Source organism: Nocardiopsis sp. NPDC058789, assembly GCF_042745575.1.
Taxonomy (GTDB): Bacteria; Actinomycetota; Actinomycetes; order Streptosporangiales; family Streptosporangiaceae; genus Nocardiopsis; species Nocardiopsis eucommiae.
On the sequence record NZ_JBHYOW010000024.1, the window covers coordinates 1 to 21462 of the forward strand.

General features: G+C 70.1%; 16 protein-coding genes and 1 tRNA gene. 12 read left to right on the top strand and 5 right to left on the bottom strand.

The features are described from left to right. The first annotated feature begins 128 nt into the window (after positions 1-128). The 6 genes from recF to ACFW3L_RS24670 all read left to right on the top strand — a co-directional run bounded on the left by recF (position 129) and on the right by ACFW3L_RS24670 (position 7810). On the top strand, positions 129-1259 hold the full coding sequence (gene recF / locus ACFW3L_RS24645; RefSeq protein WP_378747063.1) for a DNA replication/repair protein RecF: 1131 nt from the start codon (positions 129-131) through the stop codon (positions 1257-1259). Further along, positions 1252-1800, top strand: a complete 549-nt coding sequence (locus ACFW3L_RS24650) for a DUF721 domain-containing protein (protein WP_378747064.1) — start codon at positions 1252-1254, stop codon at positions 1798-1800. Before recF ends, ACFW3L_RS24650 begins: the two co-directional genes overlap by 8 nt. 470 nt (positions 1801-2270) lie before the next feature. Further along, positions 2271-4208 carry a DNA topoisomerase (ATP-hydrolyzing) subunit B gene (gene gyrB, locus ACFW3L_RS24655; RefSeq protein ID WP_378747065.1) on the top strand — a complete coding sequence of 646 codons (1938 nt, stop codon included), beginning with the start codon at positions 2271-2273 and terminating at the stop codon, positions 4206-4208. Between the two features lie 54 nt (positions 4209-4262). Further along, entirely contained in the window at positions 4263-6872 is a 2610-nt protein-coding gene (gene gyrA / locus ACFW3L_RS24660; protein ID WP_378747066.1) for a DNA gyrase subunit A, read from the top strand. A gap of 101 nt (positions 6873-6973) precedes the next feature. Further along, the gene (locus tag ACFW3L_RS24665; protein ID WP_378747067.1) at positions 6974-7552 is read left to right on the top strand and encodes a DUF3566 domain-containing protein; all 579 of its coding nucleotides are present in this window, start codon (positions 6974-6976) and stop codon (positions 7550-7552) included. 184 nt (positions 7553-7736) lie between these two features. Continuing rightward, positions 7737-7810: transfer RNA gene (locus ACFW3L_RS24670), tRNA-Ile, on the top strand. A 443-nt stretch (positions 7811-8253) separates the two neighbouring features. On the opposite strand, the gene ACFW3L_RS24675 is transcribed toward ACFW3L_RS24670, so the two are convergent. Then, the gene (locus tag ACFW3L_RS24675) at positions 8254-9198 is read right to left on the bottom strand and encodes a hypothetical protein (RefSeq protein WP_378747068.1); all 945 of its coding nucleotides are present in this window, start codon (positions 9196-9198) and stop codon (positions 8254-8256) included. A gap of 469 nt (positions 9199-9667) precedes the next feature. Between ACFW3L_RS24675 and ACFW3L_RS24680 the strand changes: the two genes are divergently transcribed. Then, positions 9668-10075, top strand: a complete 408-nt coding sequence (locus ACFW3L_RS24680) for a hypothetical protein (protein WP_378747069.1) — start codon at positions 9668-9670, stop codon at positions 10073-10075. 453 nt (positions 10076-10528) lie between these two features. Here the strand turns inward: ACFW3L_RS24680 and ACFW3L_RS24685 are convergent, their stop codons facing one another. Beyond that, positions 10529-11233 carry a TetR/AcrR family transcriptional regulator gene (locus ACFW3L_RS24685; protein WP_378747070.1) on the bottom strand — a complete coding sequence of 235 codons (705 nt, stop codon included), beginning with the start codon at positions 11231-11233 and terminating at the stop codon, positions 10529-10531. Positions 11234-11395: 162 nt separating this feature from the next. On the opposite strand from ACFW3L_RS24685, the gene ACFW3L_RS24690 reads away from it, so the two are divergent. Then, a complete protein-coding gene (locus ACFW3L_RS24690) occupies positions 11396-12829 on the top strand; it encodes an MFS transporter (protein WP_378747071.1) in 1434 nt (477 codons plus the stop codon). Positions 12830-12869: 40 nt separating this feature from the next. On the opposite strand, the gene ACFW3L_RS24695 is transcribed toward ACFW3L_RS24690, so the two are convergent. Then, entirely contained in the window at positions 12870-14975 is a 2106-nt protein-coding gene (locus tag ACFW3L_RS24695; RefSeq protein WP_378747072.1) for an ATP-binding protein, read from the bottom strand. Beyond that, positions 14965-15663 (bottom strand): response regulator transcription factor, encoded by a 699-nt coding sequence (locus ACFW3L_RS24700; protein ID WP_378747073.1) that lies wholly within the window; start codon positions 15661-15663, stop codon positions 14965-14967. Before ACFW3L_RS24700 ends, ACFW3L_RS24695 begins: the two co-directional genes overlap by 11 nt. A gap of 209 nt (positions 15664-15872) precedes the next feature. Here ACFW3L_RS24700 and ACFW3L_RS24705 point away from each other — a divergent pair, with 209 nt between their 5' ends. Together ACFW3L_RS24705 and ACFW3L_RS24710 are read left to right on the top strand one after the other, a co-directional pair. Further along, positions 15873-16634: a L,D-transpeptidase family protein gene (locus ACFW3L_RS24705; RefSeq protein ID WP_378747074.1), complete on the top strand. Its 762-nt coding sequence runs from the start codon at positions 15873-15875 to the stop codon at positions 16632-16634. 44 nt (positions 16635-16678) lie between these two features. Continuing rightward, complete coding sequence (locus ACFW3L_RS24710; protein ID WP_378747075.1) at positions 16679-16972, top strand: hypothetical protein; 294 nt, start codon at positions 16679-16681, stop codon at positions 16970-16972. Positions 16973-17267: 295 nt separating this feature from the next. Here the strand turns inward: ACFW3L_RS24710 and ACFW3L_RS24715 are convergent, their stop codons facing one another. After that, positions 17268-17951, bottom strand: a complete 684-nt coding sequence (locus ACFW3L_RS24715; protein WP_378747076.1) for a TetR/AcrR family transcriptional regulator — start codon at positions 17949-17951, stop codon at positions 17268-17270. A 39-nt stretch (positions 17952-17990) separates the two neighbouring features. On the opposite strand from ACFW3L_RS24715, the gene ACFW3L_RS24720 reads away from it, so the two are divergent. Then, the gene (locus ACFW3L_RS24720; protein ID WP_378747077.1) at positions 17991-18908 is read left to right on the top strand and encodes a CPBP family intramembrane glutamic endopeptidase; all 918 of its coding nucleotides are present in this window, start codon (positions 17991-17993) and stop codon (positions 18906-18908) included. Positions 18909-18998: 90 nt separating this feature from the next. Next, positions 18999-21329 carry an ATP-binding cassette domain-containing protein gene (locus ACFW3L_RS24725; RefSeq protein ID WP_378747078.1) on the top strand — a complete coding sequence of 777 codons (2331 nt, stop codon included), beginning with the start codon at positions 18999-19001 and terminating at the stop codon, positions 21327-21329. The last annotated feature ends 133 nt before the right edge of the window (positions 21330-21462 follow it).

Here is a 21462-nt window from a genome sequence, read left to right on the forward strand (position 1 = left end):
GCCGCGCGGGCCGCCCCGCCCCCGCACCGCCGGGGGGGGGCGGGGTCACCCCCCCCCCCACCCCGGCACCGTTCTCCCACCGCCCCTCCCCCACCGTTCCCGCTCCCCCGTTCCAGGAGGAAGGCCGGATGTACGTCTCCCACCTGCAACTGGCCGATTTCCGCTCCTACGAGACGGCCCAGCTGCGACTCGAACCCGGCGTGAGCGTGTTCGTCGGCTCCAACGGCCAGGGCAAGACCAACCTCGTCGAGGCGATCGGCTACGTCGCCAGCCTCAGCAGCCACCGGGTGTCCTCGGACACCCCTCTGGTGCGCCAGGGCGCTCCCCGCGCGATCGTCAGCGCCAAGGTCGTCCGTGACGGCCGGGACATGCTGGTGGACCTGGAGATCAACCCGGGCCGGGCCAACCGCGCCAGGGTGAACCGCGGCGCGGCCGGGCGCCCCCGCGACGTACTGGGCATCCTGCGGACGGTGCTGTTCGCCCCGGAGGATCTGGCCCTGGTCAAGGGGGACCCCGGGGAACGGCGCCGGTTCCTCGACGACCTCCTGGTGGCGCGCGCCCCCCGGATGGCGGGGGTGCGCTCCGACTACGAGCGGGTGCTCAAGCAGCGCAACGCCCTGCTGAAGTCCGCCTCGGCGCGGATGCGTCAGCGGGCCACCCCGGACCTGAGCACGCTGGAGGTCTGGGACTCCCACCTGGCCGAGACCGGGGCGGAGCTCCTGGCGGCGCGGCTGGCGCTGGTGGAGGAACTGCGCCCGCTGATCGCGCACTCCTACGCGGGCCTGACCGACTCCGGCGGCCCGGCCGTTCCGAGCTACCGGAGCTCCTCGGTCGAGGAGGGGGTGGAGCTCCCGCACGACCGTCCCCAGCTCGTGGACGTCCTGCGCGAGGCGATGGCCGGGGCGCGCGACCGGGAGCTCCAGCGGGGCGTCAGCCTGGTCGGGCCGCACCGCGACGATCTGCACCTCCACCTCGGTGACCTGCCCGCCAAGGGGTACGCCAGCCAGGGCGAGTCGTGGTCCTACGCCCTCTCGCTCAAGCTGGCCGCGTTCGAGCTCCTGCGGGAGGAGGGCGACGATCCGGTGCTGATCCTGGACGACGTCTTCGCGGAGCTGGACTCCGAGCGCCGCCGCAGGCTGACCGAGCGGGTGCGCGACACCGAGCAGGTGCTGGTGACGGCGGCGGTCGCGGAGGACATCCCGAAGGAACTGGACGGCGCGCGGTTCGGGGTCCGGCGGGGAGTGGTCGAGGATGCGTGAGGGTCGTCCACAGCCTGTGGACACCGGCGCCGGTCGCGACGCGCTGGCCGACGCGACCGAGGCGGTCCGTCCACAGCCTGTGGACGGCGCCGCCCCGCACGTCCCGGAGCCTCCTCCGGTCTCGGGGGCGGACCTGGCCCGCCAGGCGCTGGCCCGGGCCCGGGCGGAGGCGCGCGAGCGCGGCGCCGTTCCCCGGGGCATGAACCGGAAGCGCGGGCGTGGCCGGTTGCGGTCACGGAACGAGCCCCAGCTGTTCGGTGACGCGGTGCGCACCTGGCTGATCGAGCACGGCTGGCAGGAGCAGGTGGCCATCGGCGGCGTGTTCGGCCGATGGGCCGACATCGTCGGTGATTTCAACGCCGAACACCTTCGCCCGGAGAGTTATTCGGAGGGTGAACTCGTCGTGGTGGCCGATTCGCCGACGATGGCGGCCCACGCGCGAGCGATGGTTCGGGATCTGATGCGCCGTCTGAACGAGGAGCTCGGTGACGGCACCGTCATCGCGATCAAGGTGAAGGGGCCGGGGTTCCGCCGTCGGTGACCCCGCCCGGTTCGCCCCGTCTCGCCCCGACACGTCTGTGACCTGGGGGTCCCGTGTGGTCCTCGGTGGCCGTTCCGGGCACGTGCCCCGTCACGCGGGACGCCTCTCCTCCCGCGACACGGCCCAGTGGGGGTGCCGGGGCCCTGTGAAGGCCACTGAACCGCGCCGGGACTTGCGCAAGGGGTCGCCCGCGTGTAGGGACTCGGGTCCCGCCCCGAACGTTCGTTCTGGAGCGGCACAGGGCCGCGAATGCCACTTTGTCGCACTGGGCGGGGTATCATGGAGACGGTTCTTCAGACGCCTGTAGCCGGTATCACGCTCCCATGTAGAGGGTGGGCGGACGGCCCGTGCGGCGAACGGTGATCCCCCAGGTGTCGCGGCAAGTCGGCCCTCCGATCACCCTGTCGTGGGTTGACCGTCGTCCGCTCGGCCACTGCCGACAGGCGTCCCCAGCAGGAGGGTGTTCCCACTTGGCCTACGACGCAGGATCAATCACGGTTCTCGAAGGGCTTGAGGCAGTACGCAAGCGCCCGGGTATGTACATCGGCTCCACCGGTGAGCGGGGTCTGCATCACCTGGTCTACGAGGTGGTCGACAACTCGGTCGACGAGGCGCTGGCGGGTCACGCCGACGCCATCGAGGTGACCCTGCTCGCCGACGGCGGGATCAGGGTGGCCGACAACGGCCGGGGCATCCCGGTCGGCATCCACCCCGTGGAGCAGCGCCCCGCGGTCGAGGTCGTCCTCACGACGCTGCACGCGGGCGGAAAGTTCGACGGCAAGTCCTACGCGGTCTCCGGCGGTCTGCACGGCGTCGGCATCTCCGTCGTCAACGCGCTGTCCACGGCGCTCGACGTGGAGATCCGCCAGCAGGGGCACGTCTGGCGCCAGCACTACGAGATGACCGCGCCCACGGGTGAGCTCGTCAAGGCCGAGGAGACCGACGAGACCGGCACCGAGATCACCTTCTGGGCCGACGGCGACATCTTCGAGACCACCACGTACTCGTTCGAGACGCTGGCCCGCCGGATGCAGGAGATGGCCTTCCTCAACAAGGGGCTGTCCATCACCATCCGCGACGAGCGGCCCGACCACACCGACGACGGTCCCGTGGTCAACACCTTCCACTACGAGGAGGGGCTGTCGGACTACGTTCGGCACATCAACGCCAAGAAGGAGCCGGCGCACGCGTCGATCATCTCCTTCGAGGAGGACGGCGACGGCATCGCGGTCGAGATTGCCATGCAGTGGAACCAGTCCTACACCTCGTCCGTGCACACCTTCGCCAACACCATCAACACGGCGGAGGGCGGCACCCACGAGGAGGGTTTTCGCTCCGCGCTCACCACTCTGGTCAACCGGTACGCCCGTGACCAGAAGCTGCTGCGCGACAAGGAGGACAACCTCACCGGCGACGACATCCGCGAGGGCCTGACCGCGATCATCTCGGTCAAGCTCGCGGACCCGCAGTTCGAGGGCCAGACCAAGACGAAGCTCGGCAACACCGAGGCCAAGTCGTTCGTCCAGAAGGTCACCAACGAGCACCTGCGCGACTGGTTCGAGCGCAACCCCGGCGAGGCCAAGGACATCGTGTCCAAGGCCAGCCAGGCCGCCCGCGCCCGCGTGGCCGCCCGCCAGGCCCGCGACCTCACCCGCCGCAAGACCCTCCTCGAGACCACCTCCCTCCCGGGCAAGCTGTCGGACTGCCAGTCCACGAACCCGGAGGAGTGCGAGGTCTACATCGTCGAGGGTGACTCGGCCGGTGGCTCCGCCAAGGGTGGTCGCAACCCGCACAACCAGGCCATCCTGCCCATTCGCGGCAAGATCCTGAACGTCGAGAAGTCGCGGATCGACCGCATCCTCAAGAACAACGAGGTCCAGGCGATCATCACCGCCCTGGGCACCGGTATCCACGAGGAGTTCGACGCCGAGAAGCTGCGGTACCACAAGATCATCCTGATGGCCGACGCGGACGTCGACGGTCAGCACATCCGGACGCTGCTGCTCACCCTGCTGTTCCGCTTCATGAAGCCGCTGGTCGAGGCCGGGAACGTCTACCTGGCGCGCCCGCCGCTCTACAAGATCAAGTGGGACCAGAAGGGCAGCGACGCGAGCTACGCCTTTTCCGACGCCGAGCGCGACCGGGTCATCGAGGCCGGGATCGCCGAGGGCAAGAGGGACCCGCGCCCGCGCGACATGGTGCAGCGCTTCAAGGGTCTGGGCGAGATGAACGCCAACGAGCTGTGGGACACCACGATGGACCCGGACCGCCGCGTGCTCGACCAGGTCAACCTGGAGGACGCGGCCCAGGCCGACGAGATGTTCAGCGTGCTCATGGGTGAGGACGTCGAGTCCCGGCGCGCCTTCATCCAGCGCAACGCCAAGGACGTCCGCTTCCTGGACATCTAGGTCCCCCGTTCCCACCCGTGCCCCAAGCAAGCCTCGTAGAAGGGATCGACATCCGTGACGGATGCGAACAACCCCGACGCCCCTGAGGGCGGGGACTCCAGTGTCGAGTCCCTCTCGCGCGTGACCGACCGGATCGAACCCGTCGACATCCAGGTCGAGATGCAGCGCAGCTACCTCGACTACGCGATGTCGGTCATCGTCGGCCGGGCCCTCCCCGACGTCCGTGACGGGCTCAAGCCGGTCCACCAGCGCGTGCTGTACGCGATGTACGACGGCGGCTACCGTCCCGACCGCGGTTACTTCAAGTGCGCCCGCGTCGTCGGCGACGTGATGGGCAACTACCACCCGCACGGTGACAGCGCCATCTACGACACCCTGGTCCGCCTGGCCCAGTGGTGGTCGATGCGGATGCCGCTGGTCGACCCGAACGGCAACTTCGGTTCACCGGGCAACGACCCGGCGGCCGCCATGCGCTACACCGAGTGCAAGCTCGCGCCGCTGGCCATGGAGATGCTCCGGGACATCGACAAGGAGACCGTCGACTTCCGGCCCAACTACGACGGCCGCTCCTCCGAGCCCGTCGTGCTGCCCGCCCGCTTCCCGAACCTGCTGGTCAACGGCTCCTCGGGCATCGCGGTCGGCATGGCCACCAACATCCCGCCGCACAACCTGCGCGAGGTCGCGGACGGCGTCAACTGGTACCTCGACAACCCCGAGGCCGAGGACGAGGAGCTGCTCGACCAGCTCATCGCCCGTGTCAAGGGCCCCGACTTCCCCACGCGCGGACTCATCGTGGGCAAGCGCGGCATCGAGGAGGCCTACCGGACCGGGCGCGGCTCCATCACCATGCGCGCCGTGGTCGAGGTCGAGGAGGACGGCCGGGGACGCCAGACCCTGGTCATCACCGAGCTGCCCTACCAGGTCAACCCGGACAACCTGGCGCTGAAGATCGCCGACCTGGTCAAGGACGGCAAGATCACCGGCATCGCGGACGTGCGCGACGAGAGCAGCGGCCGTACCGGTCAGCGCCTGGTCATCGTGCTCAAGCGCGACGCCGTCGCCAAGGTCGTGCTGAACAACCTGTACAAGCACACCCAGCTCCAGGAGACCTTCGGCGCGAACATGCTGGCCCTGGTCGACGGGGTGCCGCGCACCCTGCGCCTGGACCAGATGATCCGCCACTGGGTCAAGCACCAGGTCGAGGTCATCGTCCGCCGGACGAAGTACCTGCTGCGCAAGGCCGAGGAGCGGGCGCACATCCTGCGTGCCCTCCTCCGGGCGATGGACCGGATCGACGAGGTCATCAGCCTCATCCGGAGCAGCGCCTCGGCCGACGACGCGCGCACCGGCCTGATGGGTCTGCTGGAGATCGACGACATCCAGGCCCGCGCCATCCTCGACATGCAGCTGCGCAAGCTGGCGGCTCTGGAGCGCAACGCCCTCACCGCCGAGTACGACGAGCTCATGGCGCTCATCACCGACTACAACGACATCCTCGGCTCGGACTCCCGCCAGCGGACCATCATCCGCGAGGAGCTGGGCGAGATCGTCGACAAGTACGGCGACGAGCGACGCACGCACATCATCCCGTTCGAGGGTGACATGCGTATGGAGGACTTCATCGCGGAGGAGGACGTGGTCGTCACGATCTCCCGCGGTGGGTACGCCAAGCGCACCCGCATCGACAACTACCGCGCGCAGAAGCGCGGCGGCAAGGGCGTGCGGGGTGCCCAGCTCAAGCAGGACGACATCGTCCAGCACTTCTTCGTCACCACCACCCACCACTGGATCCTGTGCTTCACGAACCAGGGCCGGGTGTACCGGACGAAGGCCTACGAGCTGCCGGAGGCCGCTCGCGACGCCCGCGGCCAGCACGTCGCCAACCTGCTGCCCTTCCAGCCGGGCGAGGAGATCGCGCAGATCATGGCGCTGCGCGACTACGAGGCGGCGCCGTACCTGGTGCTGGCCACCCGCGAGGGCCTGGTGAAGAAGTCGCGCCTGGAGGACTTCGACTCCGCGCGCGCGGCGGGCATCATCGCGATCAACCTCCGCGAGGAGGACGAGCTGATCGCGGCGCGCCTGGTCTTCGCCGACGACGACCTGCTGCTGATCTCCAGTGACGCCCAGGCGATCCGCTTCCCGGCCTCCGACGAGTCGCTGCGGCCCATGGGCCGCGCGACCAGCGGTGTGATCGGCATGCGGTTCCTGGAGGGCGACTACCTGCTCTCCATGGACGTCATCCGCCCCGACGACGGCTCCTCCGACGTGCTGGTCACCACCGAGAACGGGTACGCCAAGCGGACCCCCTCGGAGCAGTACCCGGTGCAGAACCGCGGCGGCAAGGGCGTGCTGACGGCCAAGGTCGTGGAGGCCCGGGGCAAGCTGGTCGGCGCCCTCATGGTGGACCCGGAGGTGGACGAGATCTTCGCGATCACCTCCGCCGGCGGGGTCATCCGCACCGGTGCCGCCGAGGTCAAGCGGTCCGGGCGTACCACCATGGGTGTCCGGCTGATGAACCTGGACAAGGGCAACAAGATCGTGGCCGTCGCCGCGAACGCCGAGGCCGCCGAGGAGGCCGAGGCCGAGGAGGTCGCGGACGCCGTCGAGGCCGCCAACGCCGACACGGTCGAGCAGGTCGCGGGCGAAGGCAACCCTGACGCCTAGACTGCGCGTTAAGACCAGTACGTCCCGTGGGGTGCGTTTCGACGGCCCCACGGGACACACGGATCGACCCGTCTCAACGAAAGTCCAGCGGTAGCGCTTCTATGTCTGAGAACCAGCGGAACACCAGCAACGAGTCCGACGCGGATGCCACCGCCGGTGACGCGGACGTGGAGACGGCGGGGGAGACCGCTGAGGGCTCCTCGGAGGCCACCATCGCGGAGCCCCAGGTGACCGAGTCGGCGTCCGAGCCCGAGGGGGATCCCACCCCGGCGGGACCGAGCGCGGTGAAGGCGACCCTGGCGAGCCGCAAGGCTCACCTGACCGTCTCCCGCGTGGAGCCGTGGTCGGTCATGAAGTTCGCCTTCGTGGTCTCCCTCGTCTGCTTCATCATCCTGTTCGTCGCCGTCGCGGTGATCTACGCGACCCTGTCGATGCTGGGTGTGTTCGACGAACTCACCAACATGATCAGCGCCCTCCTGGAGGGCGACGGCGGAGAGGACGAGCTGGGCCTGAACCCGGCCGCCTGGTTCTCCCCGGGCCGTGTGCTGGGCTACACGGGTGTGATCGGCGCGCTGAACGTCGTGCTGATCACCGCCCTGTCCACGGTGGGCGCGATGCTCTACAACCTGGTCTCCGACCTGGTCGGCGGCGTGGACGTCACGCTCTCCGAGGCCGAGTAGCCCGCCTCCCCGTCCGGGCCCGGCACCTCTCCGAGGTGCCGGGCCCGACGCGTCCCGAGCACTCCCGAAGCCCGCTAAAATCGAAGGTGAAGAGGGACGCGGCCGGGCCGCGCACCTCCTCCCCACCCCGAGGATTCCGGTTCGCTCCGCCCCTCCGGATGCGGTAGAGTTCCTGACGGAACGCGGGCGTATAGCTCAGTCGGTTAGAGCGCATCCCTGATAAGGATGAGGCCCCAGGTTCAAGTCCTGGTACGCCCACACAGTTTGTGCAGTTCAGAGCCTTGTTCTCCACCTTGGAGAGCAGGGCTCTTCTTTTTGACCGTCTTTCTGACTGTGGGACCCCACGGCATCCCCTGTCCGAGCCTGTGCTCCCCCGGCACTGAGCGGTACCCGACAGGACGCCAAGTCGACAACAGATCGAATCGCTATGTCGACTTGACTGTAGCCGGTCACCCCCGCTCGGGCAGGGGCACGCTCAGCAGCTCCAGGAGCTCCGCCGTGACACTCGGTAGGCGGAGCAGCCGACAGGGGAACTCACCGCGTCTGGCAAGCTCGTAGGCCATCGTTCGTCCCATGTGCAGGGGCACGGGCGGCCGTCATCAGGTCCACTGCCGCTGGTAGGTCCTACAGTCGTTGCCTGATGAGGCTGACGATTCCCCCGCGATGCGTGGACCTGAGTGCTTCATTGGCTAGCAACCGGCTTATGGAACCCGCCAGGTGATCTGGAACCTCTGCTCTGGCGGGAACGAGGGGCGTCCCACTGTCCTACCCTCCTTGATGAGGTAATGAAATACCAGGAAGTGTGCTTCCTCGGAGACCTCGTGCCACGTTTCAGGTGTAACACTCAAGGCTTCCCGGAGCAGGCTTTGATCGCTCTCAGCTCGAAGTACCTCGGCCTTCTCCTCCGGGTCGATCGTGTCGTCGGAGTGAAACGTATGGAAGGAGCGAGCCAGCAGATTGGGTTCTGACCGCAATCGGTGAAGGATCTGGCTGTTGCAGTAGTTCATGATCTCGAGGGCCTCCTGTACCTCGTGCTGAGGGTCCTGGTAGCCGTACGGTGTTCCTTCAGCCGCACCTACGTAGTCACCCTTCAGCGAGCGAAGGAGTGCTCGCAGGAAGAAGTCAAGCCCCATGTCGTCGATGGTGCGCTTGGCGACCTCGACCCATGTGTCCTCAGAGATCAGGGGGTCGTGCGGGACCGCGAGTGAGGGGTCGATCTCGATGGCGTTGAAAGGATTGACCATGACCCCGGAAACCATCTCCGGGGTCCATTTCCCGTCTTCTCCACCCCACCCTTCGGTCCGTATGAACTCCTCGGCGGAAAGGTAGGCGCCGGACTCCCCCTCCTTGACCACCCGCCACAGGCGCAGGATACGGAAAGCCTCTTGTTCCCGGCCCCTGGGCGGATGGCAGTTGTCCGCCAGCACAGAGACAACGGATTCGAGCGTCTCCCACCCGGGCATCCGAAGCAGCTTGATCGTGGTCCGGGCGGCTTCGTGGCTCACCTCCAGTAGGCCCTGATCTCCCGCCGTCAGTTTCTCGATGCGTCGGTAGCTGATTCTCCCTGTGGCCCGGTGGAGCTCATCCAGCGCGTCCGCTAGCTCTTGCTTCGCTTCGGGGAGTCCGGAGGATACGGTCATCTCCATCGCCAACCTTCTAAGGCTCGGTGTCAATTTCTGTCAACAGCCTAGAGCTAGGAGGGGTGCTGTCTGGGTGGATTCCGCGCAAGTCCGCGGCTGGGCGACCAACTGTGACAAGCGGTTCGGTCGGCTGGTGAACATGGTGGTGCCCATCCCCCCGACCTTTGGAGGAGACTTGCACATCCCCGCCTACGCACTGGGTGAGATCCAGGACTCGGTTCCCTCCTTGCCGAACCTTCAACAGACCGAAGGCACACACTGCTGCTTCTGCGACTCGCCGTTTCCCCAACCCCGACTGCGCGTTCCACTTCGATCGGCTGAAGGGCTGTCTCTCAACGGTTGTCGACCCTGTCTCACGGCTCTAGTCGCTCGGGTTCGTAGGCAGCGGGACTCGAAGCTGACCGAACAGATTCCCCGACCGCACCTGGATGATCTGATCCAGGGAAGAGACGAGCAGGAGTACCTGAACTCCCTCATGAACGCGACACGGGCAGCAAAGGCTGTTACCCGCCTTCTCGCCGATAAGGATCTCTCGCCGCAAGAAGTCGCCTGGGTAGCTGTCGCTCTTGAGTCGGCCTTTGACTGGGCTACGACCGGAAAGGAGAGGTTGCCGTACCTGGCGGACTCCCCCGACAGCCCGTTCGCCAAGCCCGAGGTCCGTCTCTACCTCGAGATGTCCTCGGCTAGGGAGTTCATCGCACACCGTCTCGTCTACCACGTGCTTAACGAATCTTCCTCTCCGGAGCCCGAGATGTGCGAGGAACTCGAATGTCCTGCTGACTGCTCTGGTCGCCACGATTTCGACCACATCGACTGCGGGCCAGACGAAATCTTCGACGCATTGGCGCGCCATGGCGTCGAACTGCCAGAAGAAGGGAGATGACCATGTGGGACTGGGGCGACATGATGGTCATGGTGCTCTCTGGCTTCGGATGTCTGTTTCTGTTCATTTCCCAGGTCAACGAAATTCTGGACAGGCTTCCCCGGCTGTTCGCTGCTTGGCGCAGGATTGTGGTATCGGTTGGGGGTCGCAGGTGCCAGATCCACGATGGGCACGAGAGCAGCAATCGCAAGAGGGCGAATGATCATCGGTAGTTACGAGTTTCTAGGATGAAGTCCCAGAATCCTTCGTTTCAGTGTATTGCCAATTCAGGGATTCTTAGTGGAGGCCAAGGGAGTGGTGCACGCTAGTCCCCCATTTCCTGCGCCAAGTGGCTTCGCCCGGGTTCCAGGGGTCCCTTTCGAGAGCTGTAGCAGGTGATCGACCCTTGGCGGCTCCGGAGCTCTTCCGGCGCGATCGGGAATCACTGGTGGGTCTTTTTCGTGTCCCGGGTTCTCAGTCGGCCAGACGGCGGGTGGCGACGCCGTCCAGGAACAGGGCCAGCTTCCGCTCGAACCAGGCCGAGGGCGGGCCGGACATGGCCTCGGCCAGTGGCTCGCGCAGGCGCTCGTCGTACAGGTCCCACCAGGGCTCCGTCAGTTCCCGGCGGCGCCGTTGCGCTTCCTCGAAGAGGGTCCCGGAGTCCTGCACTGCGGCGTCCTCCTCCTGCGGAGGCGACCCGAGGAAGGCCTGGGTGACCAGCTCGGCCAGCATGTCCACGATCAGGGCCGTCTCGGCGGGCGGGAAGCCGAGATCGAGCAGGGCGACGCCGGTCCGGTTGCTGCGGCGCACCAGGGCCGGGGCGGTGATCCGCAGGGCGGTGATCTCCTGGGCGAGGCCGGGGTGGGCGGCGTACAGCCTCCAGTGTGCCCAGGCCGTGTCCGTCAGGTACGCCCTCCAGTCGCCTCCCGCCGGGGGCCAGTCGATCGCGTCGATCGCGTGGTCGACCGCCGCCGCGGCGAGCTGTCGTCGTCCCCGGAAGTAGTAGTAGAGCGTGGAGTGGGAGACGCCGACGCGCTTTCCCACGGCCGCCATGGTCAGGCCGCTGAAGCCGATCTCGATCGCGGCCCGGACGATCGCCTCCCGGTCGGCGGAGGGAGGACGGCCCATCCGTGGCGCGGAGGAGGCCCCCTGGGCCTCCGGTCCCCTGCGCGCGCTCATGTGGTCTCCCCTTCTCCGCCGCCCTGCTCCGTCTCCGATTGGAGGCTATCCCCAGTGCCGGGCACGGGCCCCTTCCAGTGGCGCCGAAAGTGGCCTTCGTACTTTTCAACACTCTGTTATAAAGTCAGCCGCGTCGCTACCTCTCAGAGTTTGGGGACCCAGATGACCGGACCGGACACCCACGACGACGCCACGGTTCGGCGGACTCCCCCGCGCTGGCCGATCCTGGCGGTGCTCGTCTGCGCGCAGATGCTGGTGGTCCTGGACGCCAGCCTCATGACCATCGCCCTGCCCTCGGCGCAGGAGTCGCTGGGCATGTCCGACACGAGCCGCCAGTGGGTGGTGGTCGCCTTCACGCTGACCTTCGGCGGTTTCCTCCTGCTGGGCGGGCGGCTGGCCGACCTGCTCGGCCGCAAACGGGTCCTGCTGACCGGACTCGTGGGACTCGCGACCGCCGCCACCGTCGGAGGGCTCGCCAACGGAGAGGTGATGCTGGTGGCCGCACGCGCGGCGCAGGGGCTCTCCGCAGCCCTGGTGGCTCCCGCCGCGCTCTCCCTGCTGGCCACGACCTTCACCGAGCCCGAGGCCCGGGCCAGGGCCTTCGGTGTCTTCGGCGCGGCGGTCGGCACGGGGGCGGTGCTCGGCATGGTGCTGGGCGGCGTCCTGACGGAGTACGGCTCCTGGCGCTGGTGTCTGCTGCTCAACCTGCCCCTCACCGTCGCCGTGCTGGTCCCGGCGCTCCTCCTCCTGACCGAGAGCCGGTCCTCCGGGGTGCGGCGCTACGACGTACCCGGCGCGGTCACGGCCGCCCTGGGCGTCGGATCGCTGGTCTACGGGGTCTCCCTGGCGGCAGGGGCGGGTTGGCGGGAACCCGCTCCCCTGGCCTTCGGCGCGCTCGGGCTGGCCATGCTCGGACTGTTCGTCCTGATCGAGAGCCGGACGGCGCACCCCCTGCTCCCCCTGCGCGTCGTGGCGGACCGCGCGCGCGGCGGCGCCTATCTCATCGTCCTCCTGGTCGGTGCGGCCCTCCTGGGCTTCTTCCTGGTCCTCACCTACTACCTCCAGGCCGTGCGGGGGTACTCGCCGCTGATGACCGGGCTGGCGTTCGTTCCCAGCGGGATCGGCATCCTCTTCGGCTCCCTGGGCGCGGGCCGGATCATGACCCGGGTGAGCCCGAGGACGATCATGATCCTGGGACTCCTGTCCGGAGCCTCGGGCCTCGCCTGGTTGGCGACCCTCACCCCCGGGAGCGGGTTCGTGACGCTGGTGCTGCCCGCCCAGCTGGCGGTCGGCCTGGGAGTCGGCGCGGCCCTGACCACGATCACCAAGGCCACGCTGGACGGGGTGGCGGTCGAGGACACCGGCGTGGCCAGCGCGCTGACCAACACGTTCCGCCAGATCGGCGGGGCGGTGGGGCTCTCCGCGCTCAACGTGGTCACGGTCTCGGCCACCGCCGCGCACGGCGGTCCGGGTTCGGCGGCCGGGCTGACCCACGGCTACGCGGTCGCCCTCCTCGCCAGCGCCGGTCTGCTGGCCGTCGCCCTGGTGATCGCCGTGCTTCTCATCAGGCCCGGGACGCGCGGGCAGGCGGACTGACCGGGTCGATGAGGCGCTGTGTCGACACCGCGTCGAGTCGTCATGTCGACTTGTCGGTGTCGGCGGGGCCGCCGAGGGGCAGGCGGAGGGTGAAGGCGGTGCCCTTCCCGACCGTGCTGTCCGCCGTCACCGAACCGCCGTGCAGCTCCACGAGTCCACGCACGATGGCCAGCCCGAGGCCGCTGCCCCCGGTACGCCGGTTGCGGGAACGGTCCGCACGCCAGAACCGGTCGAAGACGTGTGGCAGGTCCTCCTCCGCGATGCCGACTCCGGTGTCGATCACCCGGATCACCGCGTCCGGGCCCGCCCGGTACGCCCGCACGGTGACCGTCCCGCCTTCCGGGGTGTGCCGCACCGCGTTGCCGACCAGGTTCCCCAACACCTGGAGCATCCGGGTGCGGTCCGCGACGAGGGTCACGTCGCGTGCCTCGTCGACCAGTCGCACCCCGGCCTCCTCCGCGCGCAGCCCGTGGCCCGAGACCACCTGGCCCACGAGGGGACCGATCTCCACCGGTTCCGGGGACAGGCGGAGGCGTCCGGCGTCGGCCAGCGCGAGGTCCTGGAGGTCGTCGATGACCGCCTGGAGCAGCAGGGTCTCCCCCAGGAGCATCTCCACGCGGGCCGGATCGGGATCGACCACCCCGTCCTGGACCGCCTCCAACCAGCCCCGCAGGTTGCTCAGCGGTGTCCTCAGCTCGTGCGACACGTCGCTCACCATCGCCTTGCGCTGGTCCTCGGCCCGCTCCAGGTGCTCGGACATCTCGTTGAACGCCTCCGCGAGGCGGCCGATCTCCCCGGCGTCGCGGACCTCCACACGGGTGGTGGGGCCACCGCCTCGCCTCATGTGGTTCACGGCGTCGGTGAGCGCGCGCACCGGGCGCAGGAGTCGGGTCGCGATGGTCGTGCTCACCACCACGGTCAACACCAGGATCAGCAGCACCACGCCACCCAGGCGCAGGGCGCCGTCACGGGACAGTGACAGTCCCGCCTCCGGCCCCTCCTCGGGGTCGTCGATGAACAGCAGCGCGGCGGGCGCCACGTGGGGGTCGAGCTGGGCGCGCCGGGCGGCGTCCAGACAGGCGGCCTCCTCCGGTCCCAGCTCGACCGTCGACCACGTGAGACTCTCGGCGCCGGGGGCCGGCTCGACCTCACCGGGCGACGGCCGGTCCGGTGGGGCCTCGGTCGGCATCTCGCCCGGCAGGACGGGACCCGGTGCCTGTGGGGGGACGACGGGTTCCTCCTCGCCCGGGTGTGTCGGTTCGGGGAGCGGGACCTCCGCTCCCGGATCGGCGGCCTCCGAGGGTTCCTCCGGGGCGGGAACGGCCGGGTCCTCCGGGGCGGCCGGTGGGCGGGCCTCGTCCGGCCCCGGGACCGGCACCGGTACGTGCGGACTCCCCGTGATCACGAGACCCCCGGTGCGGCCGTCCATCACGTATTCGAGGTTCGCCTCGGGATCGCCGCAGTCCGAGGCCCGCGCGTTGAGGTCGGCCAGCGCCTCCACCTCACCTCCGACCGGTTGGTCCAGAGCCTCCAGGCCGCAGTCGGCCCACGCGTGGGCGTCCCCGCCCTCCGCCTCGACCGCCGGGCGCCCGCCCGGACCGGTCACCACCTCGGCTGGGAGGCCGTAGAGGGACTCCAGGCAGGACACCCCCTGTTCCGCCCGGTCGCGCAGCGTCCCGCGCTCCTCCTCCTTCAGGGCGAAGGGGCCCACCGCGCGCGGGTCGATGCGGTCTCCGTTCCCGGCGACCAGGGTCACGTCGACAGCCAGCGGGTCCACCACCGACGAGGTCCGGGTGGGCAGCGCCGGGGTGTCCGCGGCGGAGTCGGCGATCACCGACCGGCCCTCGGTGGTGAGGACGACCCGGCGACCGGTCTCCTCGGCCAGGGCGTCGACGGTCTCCGCCACCGCCGACCAGTCGCGGTGGGCCGCCGCGTAGCCGACGAGGGTGTCGTGGATGTGGGTGTCCACCGTCAGGGTGTCCCCCTGTTGGGTGGTGATGGACTCCGAGGTCCGCTGCACCGACAGCCAGGCTGTCGCGGTGATCGAGCAGACCGCCACCAGGACCGAACCCGCCAGCAGACGGAACAGCAGGCCGTGCCGCAGGGAGGCCCACCGCTCTCCCCCGCGCGGCCGGTCAGCGGGCACGTTCGGGCACCGCGAGCTTGTAGCCGACCCCGTAGACGGTGACCAGCCTGACCGGCTTCCGGGGGTCGGGCTCGATCTTGCGGCGCAGGTTCTTCACATGGACGTCGATGGTGCGCTTGGTGATGTAGCCGCTGATCCCGTGGATGAGTTCCAACAGCTGGGCCCGGCTCAGCACCCGGCCGGGCCGGACCGCCAGTGCCTGGAGCAGCTGGAACTCCACGGGGGTGCACCCCACCGGTTCCCCGTCGACCCGCACCGTGTGGCGGGCCGGGTCGACGGTGATCGGGCCTGCCTGCAGCACCCGCTCCTCGTCCCGGACCGGGGTACGTGAGCGGCGCAGCAGGGTGCGTACCCGCGCCATCAGCTCGCGCGGGCTGTAGGGCTTGGTGACGTAGTCGTCCGCGCCCAGGTCCAGTCCGGTGAGCAGGTCCTCCTCGGTGGACCGGGCGGTCAGCAGCAGCACGGCCACGTCGGACTCGGCCCGCAGCACCCTGCACGCCTCCAACCCGCTCATCACCGGCATCATCACGTCCATCACGATCAGGTCGGGGCGGTCGCGGTGGTGTTCGTCCAGTACGGATCGTCCGTTGTGGACCACGCGGACGGCGTGGCCCTCGTGCTCCAGGTAGCGCCGGATCAGTTCGGCCTGGTTCACGTCGTCCTCGGCCACCAGGACATGCGCGCACACGTGAAGGGCCTCCGTTCGCCGTGCGGGGATGGGAGGCACCCCCGACACCGACGATCGTACGACCGCCGCCAACTGGGCTGACGAGGGTGTTCCGGGACCTCGCAGGTCACCACACGGGACACACACGGCGGCAACACGGGTTCTTCACATCGCTCGGCCACGCTTCATGGTGTCCGGCGCGGAGAGACCCGCCGGACTCCCTCGACCGGATGGACCCCATGCGCCGATCCCTGATACCCGGTGGAACCGTCGGGAGACTTCCCTTCCTGGCCGCCGTCGCCGTTCTGGCCGCCGTGCCCGCCTGCTCGTCGGCGGAGCCTCGGGAGGAGACCCCCGAGGCGACGGTGCGCGCCGAGGAGTCGACGGCACCCGAGGGCGCCCGGATCGCGACGGCGCTCACGGACGAGATCGAGGTGCGTTCCGAGCCGGGAGGCGGCGAGGTCGTGCACACCCTCGCCAGCCCGAACGACTTCGGCGCGGACCGGGCCTTCCTCGTCCAGGAGGACCGGGGCGCGTGGCTGGAGGTGCTCCTGCCGGTACGGCCCAACGGCTCCACGGGCTGGATCGAGGCCGACGACGTCGCGATCACCGTCACGGCGTACCGCGTGGTGGTCGACATGGCGGAGTTCTCCTTCACCGTCACCGAGGGCGAGGAGGAGGTCCTGTCCGGCCCGATCGGTATCGGCACGGGAGACCACCCGACGCCGCCCGGTGAGTACTACGTCACCGAGCTGCTGCGGCCCTCGGACCCCGACGGCGAGTACGGGGCCTTCGCCTTCGGCCTCAGCGGGCACTCCGACACCCTGGAGAGCTTCGCGGGCGGTCCCGGCCAGCTGGGCCTGCACGGCACCGACGACGAGTCGGGCCTGGGCGGCGAGGTCAGCCATGGCTGCGTCCGAGTGTCCAACGACGACGTCACCTGGATGGCCGAGCGCCTGCCGATCGGCACCCCGGTCGAGATCAACGATTGACCGCTCCCCGAGCGGACACCCGAACACACGACAAGAGGTCAACCATGCGCGTGAAGTCCCGAGTGCTCATCGTCGCCGCGATGGCGGCCGCCTTCTTCGGCACCGCCCCGGCGTTCGCGTCGGACGACTCCCCGGTGCTCCCCGCTCCCGAAGCCCCCTCGGAGGCCCCGGGCCCGGTCGCCCCGGAGGACCCCTCGGTCGAGGAGCCCACTCCGGCCCCGGCGGAGCCCGCTCCCGAGGAGCCCACGTCCGGGCCGGTCGAGCCGAAGCCGTCGGACCCCGTTGACGAGGCCGGTCCGGTCGCCCCGATCGAGCAGGACCCCAACTACACCGGCTGACCCCCCGGGATCCCGGAGGCCCCGCTCCCCCCAGGGAGGAGCGGGGCCTCCGCCGTTTCCGGGACCGGACGGCCCGCGTCGGCGCTCCCGATCGGCAGTGGCCACGGGGCGCCCCCGTGGCCACCACGTGGTGGGAGCGTCACCGCCGAGCCCGGGGCGAGGAGTGTCTCGTGGTCGGTGTGACCCCGGCCCCCTGGACGCCGGAGCGCCGCACCGGCTCCGCCCTCGCATCGACAGGGCGCTTCGTCGACATCTCGCCGAATCGCCGTGTCGACCGGCCGGACTTCCGGTGCCCTCAGGCCTCCTCGCTGGTCCTGATCCCCAGCAGGACCAGGTCCAGTGCCTGGTCGAAGAAGGTGTGCTCCACGGCCAGGGTGTCGGCCTCCGACACCGCCGTGGCCAGGGCGCCCCCGTGTTCGTCGGCCCGGCCCTCCTTGGCCACGCGCATCGCGACGGCGGAGGTGGCCGCTCCGAGGATCTGGTTGGAGATCGCCCGGATCGCGACCGCCCGGCGCTCCTCTCCGCCGCCGAGCTCCCCGAGGGCCTCGATGATCCGTCTCGACAGCGCGACCGCGTTCGGCCCGACGAGGGGGCGCGAACCGGCGAACTCGGCGGCCCAGGTGTGCTCGGTCAGCGCCGCGTAGAAGCGTCGGGCGGTCTCCCTGACCGCCGTGTCCCAGGGCAGGTCGGTGGCGGGCGGCGCGGCGGCGGCCCCGGCCAGGACCTCGTCCACGGCCAGGTCCACGAGGTCCTCCCGGCGCTCCACGTACCAGTAGAGGCTGGTCGCGTGCACGCCGAGCTCGGCGGCCACCCTGCGCATGGTCAGCGCGGAGGAGCCCTCGCGGTCGAGCAGGGTGATGGTCGCCGTGACGATGCGGTCCCTGCTGAGCGCGGGTGGGGAACGCCGACGGCGCGGGGTCCGGTGGAAGACGCTGTCGATCCGCTGTCCGGGGGGCTGTTCGTCCATGTCCAACAGCATACAAGGAATCATACGTTGTCGGATGCTCTCCAACAGTGTATGTTTCTCGGCATGGCAACAGAGACCCCCTCCATCCGTCCGCACACCTCCGCCCCCGTCACCGCCCCCGACCCCTCGCGCACCACCGCCGTCGACCCGCGCGGCCTCACCGCCTTCCTGGTCGTCACCTTCGCCTTCTCCTGGGCCGCCTGGTGGCTCATCCCCCGCTTCCTCGACGGGGGCGACCCGACCCCCGCCGTCCTCGTCGGAGCCTTCGGCCCGATGGTGGCCGCCATCGTCGTCACCGCCTTCACGCAGGGGCGTGCCGGAGTGGGCGCCCTGTTCCGGCGCCACTCCCTCGGCCGCCGGGGCGGCCTCCGCCCCTACGCCGTCACCGTGCTGATCGTCGCGGCCATCGCCGGTTCGGCAGCCCTCCCCGTGTACCTGGGGACGGCCGAGGTCGAGGAGGCGGCGCTGCGGGCCGCGCTCCTGGGCGTACCGGTCCAGTTCCTGCTCATCGCGCTGGTCGGCGGCGGCAACGAGGAACTGGGCTGGCGCGGGTTCGCCCTCCCCCGCCTCCAGGGATCGCTCCCCCCGCTGGCCGCCAACGTGACCCTCGGCGCCGTCTGGGCCGTGTGGCACGCCCCCCTCTTCGACATGGCGGGCACCATCCAGTCCGAGGTGAACTTCCCCGCGTACGCCCTGCTCTGCGTCGGCCTCACCGTCGTCATGGGCCACGTCTTCAACTCCGCCCGGGGCGGGGTCCTCGCCGCAGTGATCGCCCACGCCGCCGTCAACGTCGTCTCCGGGCTCAAGGGCATGCTGGTGGGTGACCCCGCCGGGGTGTTCGAGGTCACGGCCGTCCTGACCGTCGCCGCGATCCTCGCCCTGGCCACGCGGGGCCGCCTGGGTCTGCGCGCCGCCGACGACGGGCGCGCCCCCGCCGCCGACGACGGCCGGACCACCACCGGGGCCTGACCCCGCGCCCACCCGTCGGACGGGGCCGCCCCACCACCGGGGCGGCCCCGTCCGACGAGGTGGGAGCGCTGACCGGGTACATCTGGGGACATGACAGAGTTCGACGACCGCATCCGGGTGCGCGGCGCCCGCATCCACAACCTGAGGAACGTGGACACGGAGCTGCCCCGTGACGCCCTGGTCGCCTTCACCGGCGTCTCGGGCTCCGGGAAGTCCTCACTGGCCTTCGGGACGCTCTACGCCGAGTCCCAGCACCGGTACCTGGAGTCGGTCGCGCCGTACGCCCGCCGCCTCCTCCAGCAGCTCCCGGCCCCGGAGGTGGACGACATCACCGGCATGCCGCCCGCGGTGGCGCTCGCCCAACCGCGCACGGCACCGTCCGTGCGGTCCACGGTGGGCACCCTGACCACGCTCTCCAACACGCTGCGCATGCTCCTGTCCCGTGCGGGGACCTACCCGCCCGGGGCCGGGCACCTGGACTCCGACTCCTTCTCCCCCAACACCGTCGCCGGGGCCTGCCCGGTGTGCCACGGAGAGGGGATCGAACACGAGGTCACCGAGGACTCACTGGTCCCGGACCCCGCGCTGAGCATCGCCGACGGGGCCGTCGCCTCCTGGCCGGGAGCCTGGCAGGGCAAGAACCTGCGCGACATCCTCGACACCCTGGGGTACGACATCCACCGCCCCTGGCGGGAGCTGCCCCAGAGCGAGCGCGACTGGATCCTGTTCACGGACGAGCAGCCCGTGGTGACCGTCCACCCCGTCCGGGAGGCGGGCCGGGTCCACCGCCCCTACCAGGGCAGGTACAGCAGTGCCCGCAGGCTGGTGCTCAAGGCCTACGCCTCCTCGGCCAGCGAGGCCCGCAGGCGCCGGGCGGGCGAGTTCATGGTGAACCGCACCTGCCCGGAGTGCGGCGGGCGGCGGCTGCGCCAGGAGGCACTGCGGGTCACCTTCGCCGGGCACACCATCACCGAACTCGCGGCACTGCCGCTCGCCGCACTCTCGGCGCTGCTGCGCCCCTGGTTGGAGGGGACCGGAGCCGCCGCGACGCTGGTCGCGGAGATCGCCGGTCGGGTGGAGGTCCTGGAGGAACTGGGCCTGGGCTACCTCAGCGTGGACCGGCCCGCGCCGACGCTGTCCACCGGGGAGTTCCAGCGGATCAGGCTGGCCACCCAGCTCGGCACCGGGCTGTTCGGCGTGGTCTACGTGCTGGACGAGCCCTCGGCGGGGCTGCACCCCGCCGACTGCGAGGCCCTCTCCGGCATCCTTCGTCGGCTCCGCGACGGCGGCAACACCGTGTGCTTCGTCGAGCACGACCTGGACATCGTGCGCGGCGCGGACTGGATCGTGGACGTCGGACCGGACGCGGGCGAGCACGGCGGGCGCGTCCTGTACAGCGGGCCGGTGGACGGTCTGCGCGACGTCCCGGAGTCGGTGACCCGCCGCTACCTGTTCCACCGCGCCCTGCCCGAACGTCGGCCGCACGAGTCGCGCGGACACCTGGAGCTGCGCGGGGTCACCAGCAACAACCTGCGGGGACTGGACGTGGACGTGCCCCTCGGGGTGTTCACCACGGTCACCGGTGTGTCCGGCTCCGGCAAGTCCACACTGCTGGCCCGGATCGCGGACGAGGCGGCCGGGCACGGGCGGGTGGTGTGGGTCAGCCAGCAGCCCATCGGGCGGACCCCGCGCTCGAACCTGGCCACCTACACGGGGCTCTTCGACACCGTCCGGAAGCTGTTCGCCGGGACCGACGACGCCCGCGCCCACGGCTACGGCCCCGGCCGCTTCTCCTTCAACGTGGTGGGGGGACGCTGCGCGACCTGTGAGGGCGAGGGGTTCGTCTCCGTGGAGCTGCTCTTCCTGCCCACCACCTACGCGCCCTGTCCGACGTGTGGGGGCTCCCGCTACAACGACGACACCCTGCGCGTGCGGTACCGGGGGGCCACGATCGCGGACGTGCTCGCGATGTCCGTGGAGGAGGCGACGCGGTTCTTCACCGAGGAACCCTCCGTACTCCGGGCCCTGGAGACCCTCTCCGGTGTCGGCCTGGGCTACCTGCGCCTGGGCCAGCCCGCCACGGAGCTGTCCGGCGGCGAGGCCCAGCGGATCAAGCTCGCCACCGAGCTCCAGCGGCGCCGGGTGGCCGACACGGTGTACCTGCTGGACGAGCCCACCACGGGTCTCCATCCGTACGACACCGACGTCCTGATGGGCCGTCTGCGGGACCTGGTCGCGGCCGGGGCCACGGTGGTGGCGGCCGAGCACGACATGCGGGTCGTGGCCACCGCCGACCACGTCGTGGACCTGGGGCCCGGCGGCGGAGCGCAGGGCGGACGGATCGTCGCCCAGGGGTCCCCGGAACGGATCGCGTCGGTCCCGGACAGCCGGACCGGTGTCTACCTGAAGGAGCTGTTGTGACGGTCGGGGCCGCCGGAAGGTGACACGGCGACAGGTCGACGTGTCGCCACGTCTCACCTGGTGGACGGCGGGCGGGCTGCGGTTCGTGACCGGGCGGTCGCTTGCTGCCAGCCTCCCTCGTCAACCGGGGTTC

What these genes read in the sequence shown, in the direction of transcription:
- ACFW3L_RS24710 (WP_378747075.1), top strand. Translation starts at nt 16,679, where the DNA reads ATGCGCGTGAAGTCCCGAGTGCTCATCGTCGCCGCGATGGCGGCCGCC.
- ACFW3L_RS24715 (WP_378747076.1), bottom strand. Translation starts at nt 17,951, where the DNA reads ATGCTGTTGGACATGGACGAACAGCCCCCCGGACAGCGGATCGACAGC.
- ACFW3L_RS24705 (WP_378747074.1), top strand. Translation starts at nt 15,873, where the DNA reads ATGGACCCCATGCGCCGATCCCTGATACCCGGTGGAACCGTCGGGAGA.
- ACFW3L_RS24725 (WP_378747078.1), top strand. Translation starts at nt 18,999, where the DNA reads ATGACAGAGTTCGACGACCGCATCCGGGTGCGCGGCGCCCGCATCCAC.
- ACFW3L_RS24665 (WP_378747067.1), top strand. Translation starts at nt 6,974, where the DNA reads ATGTCTGAGAACCAGCGGAACACCAGCAACGAGTCCGACGCGGATGCC.
- ACFW3L_RS24685 (WP_378747070.1), bottom strand. Translation starts at nt 11,233, where the DNA reads ATGAGCGCGCGCAGGGGACCGGAGGCCCAGGGGGCCTCCTCCGCGCCA.
- ACFW3L_RS24680 (WP_378747069.1), top strand. Translation starts at nt 9,668, where the DNA reads ATGAACGCGACACGGGCAGCAAAGGCTGTTACCCGCCTTCTCGCCGAT.
- recF (WP_378747063.1), top strand. Translation starts at nt 129, where the DNA reads ATGTACGTCTCCCACCTGCAACTGGCCGATTTCCGCTCCTACGAGACG.
- ACFW3L_RS24720 (WP_378747077.1), top strand. Translation starts at nt 17,991, where the DNA reads ATGTTTCTCGGCATGGCAACAGAGACCCCCTCCATCCGTCCGCACACC.
- ACFW3L_RS24650 (WP_378747064.1), top strand. Translation starts at nt 1,252, where the DNA reads ATGCGTGAGGGTCGTCCACAGCCTGTGGACACCGGCGCCGGTCGCGAC.
- ACFW3L_RS24690 (WP_378747071.1), top strand. Translation starts at nt 11,396, where the DNA reads ATGACCGGACCGGACACCCACGACGACGCCACGGTTCGGCGGACTCCC.
- ACFW3L_RS24675 (WP_378747068.1), bottom strand. Translation starts at nt 9,198, where the DNA reads ATGGAGATGACCGTATCCTCCGGACTCCCCGAAGCGAAGCAAGAGCTA.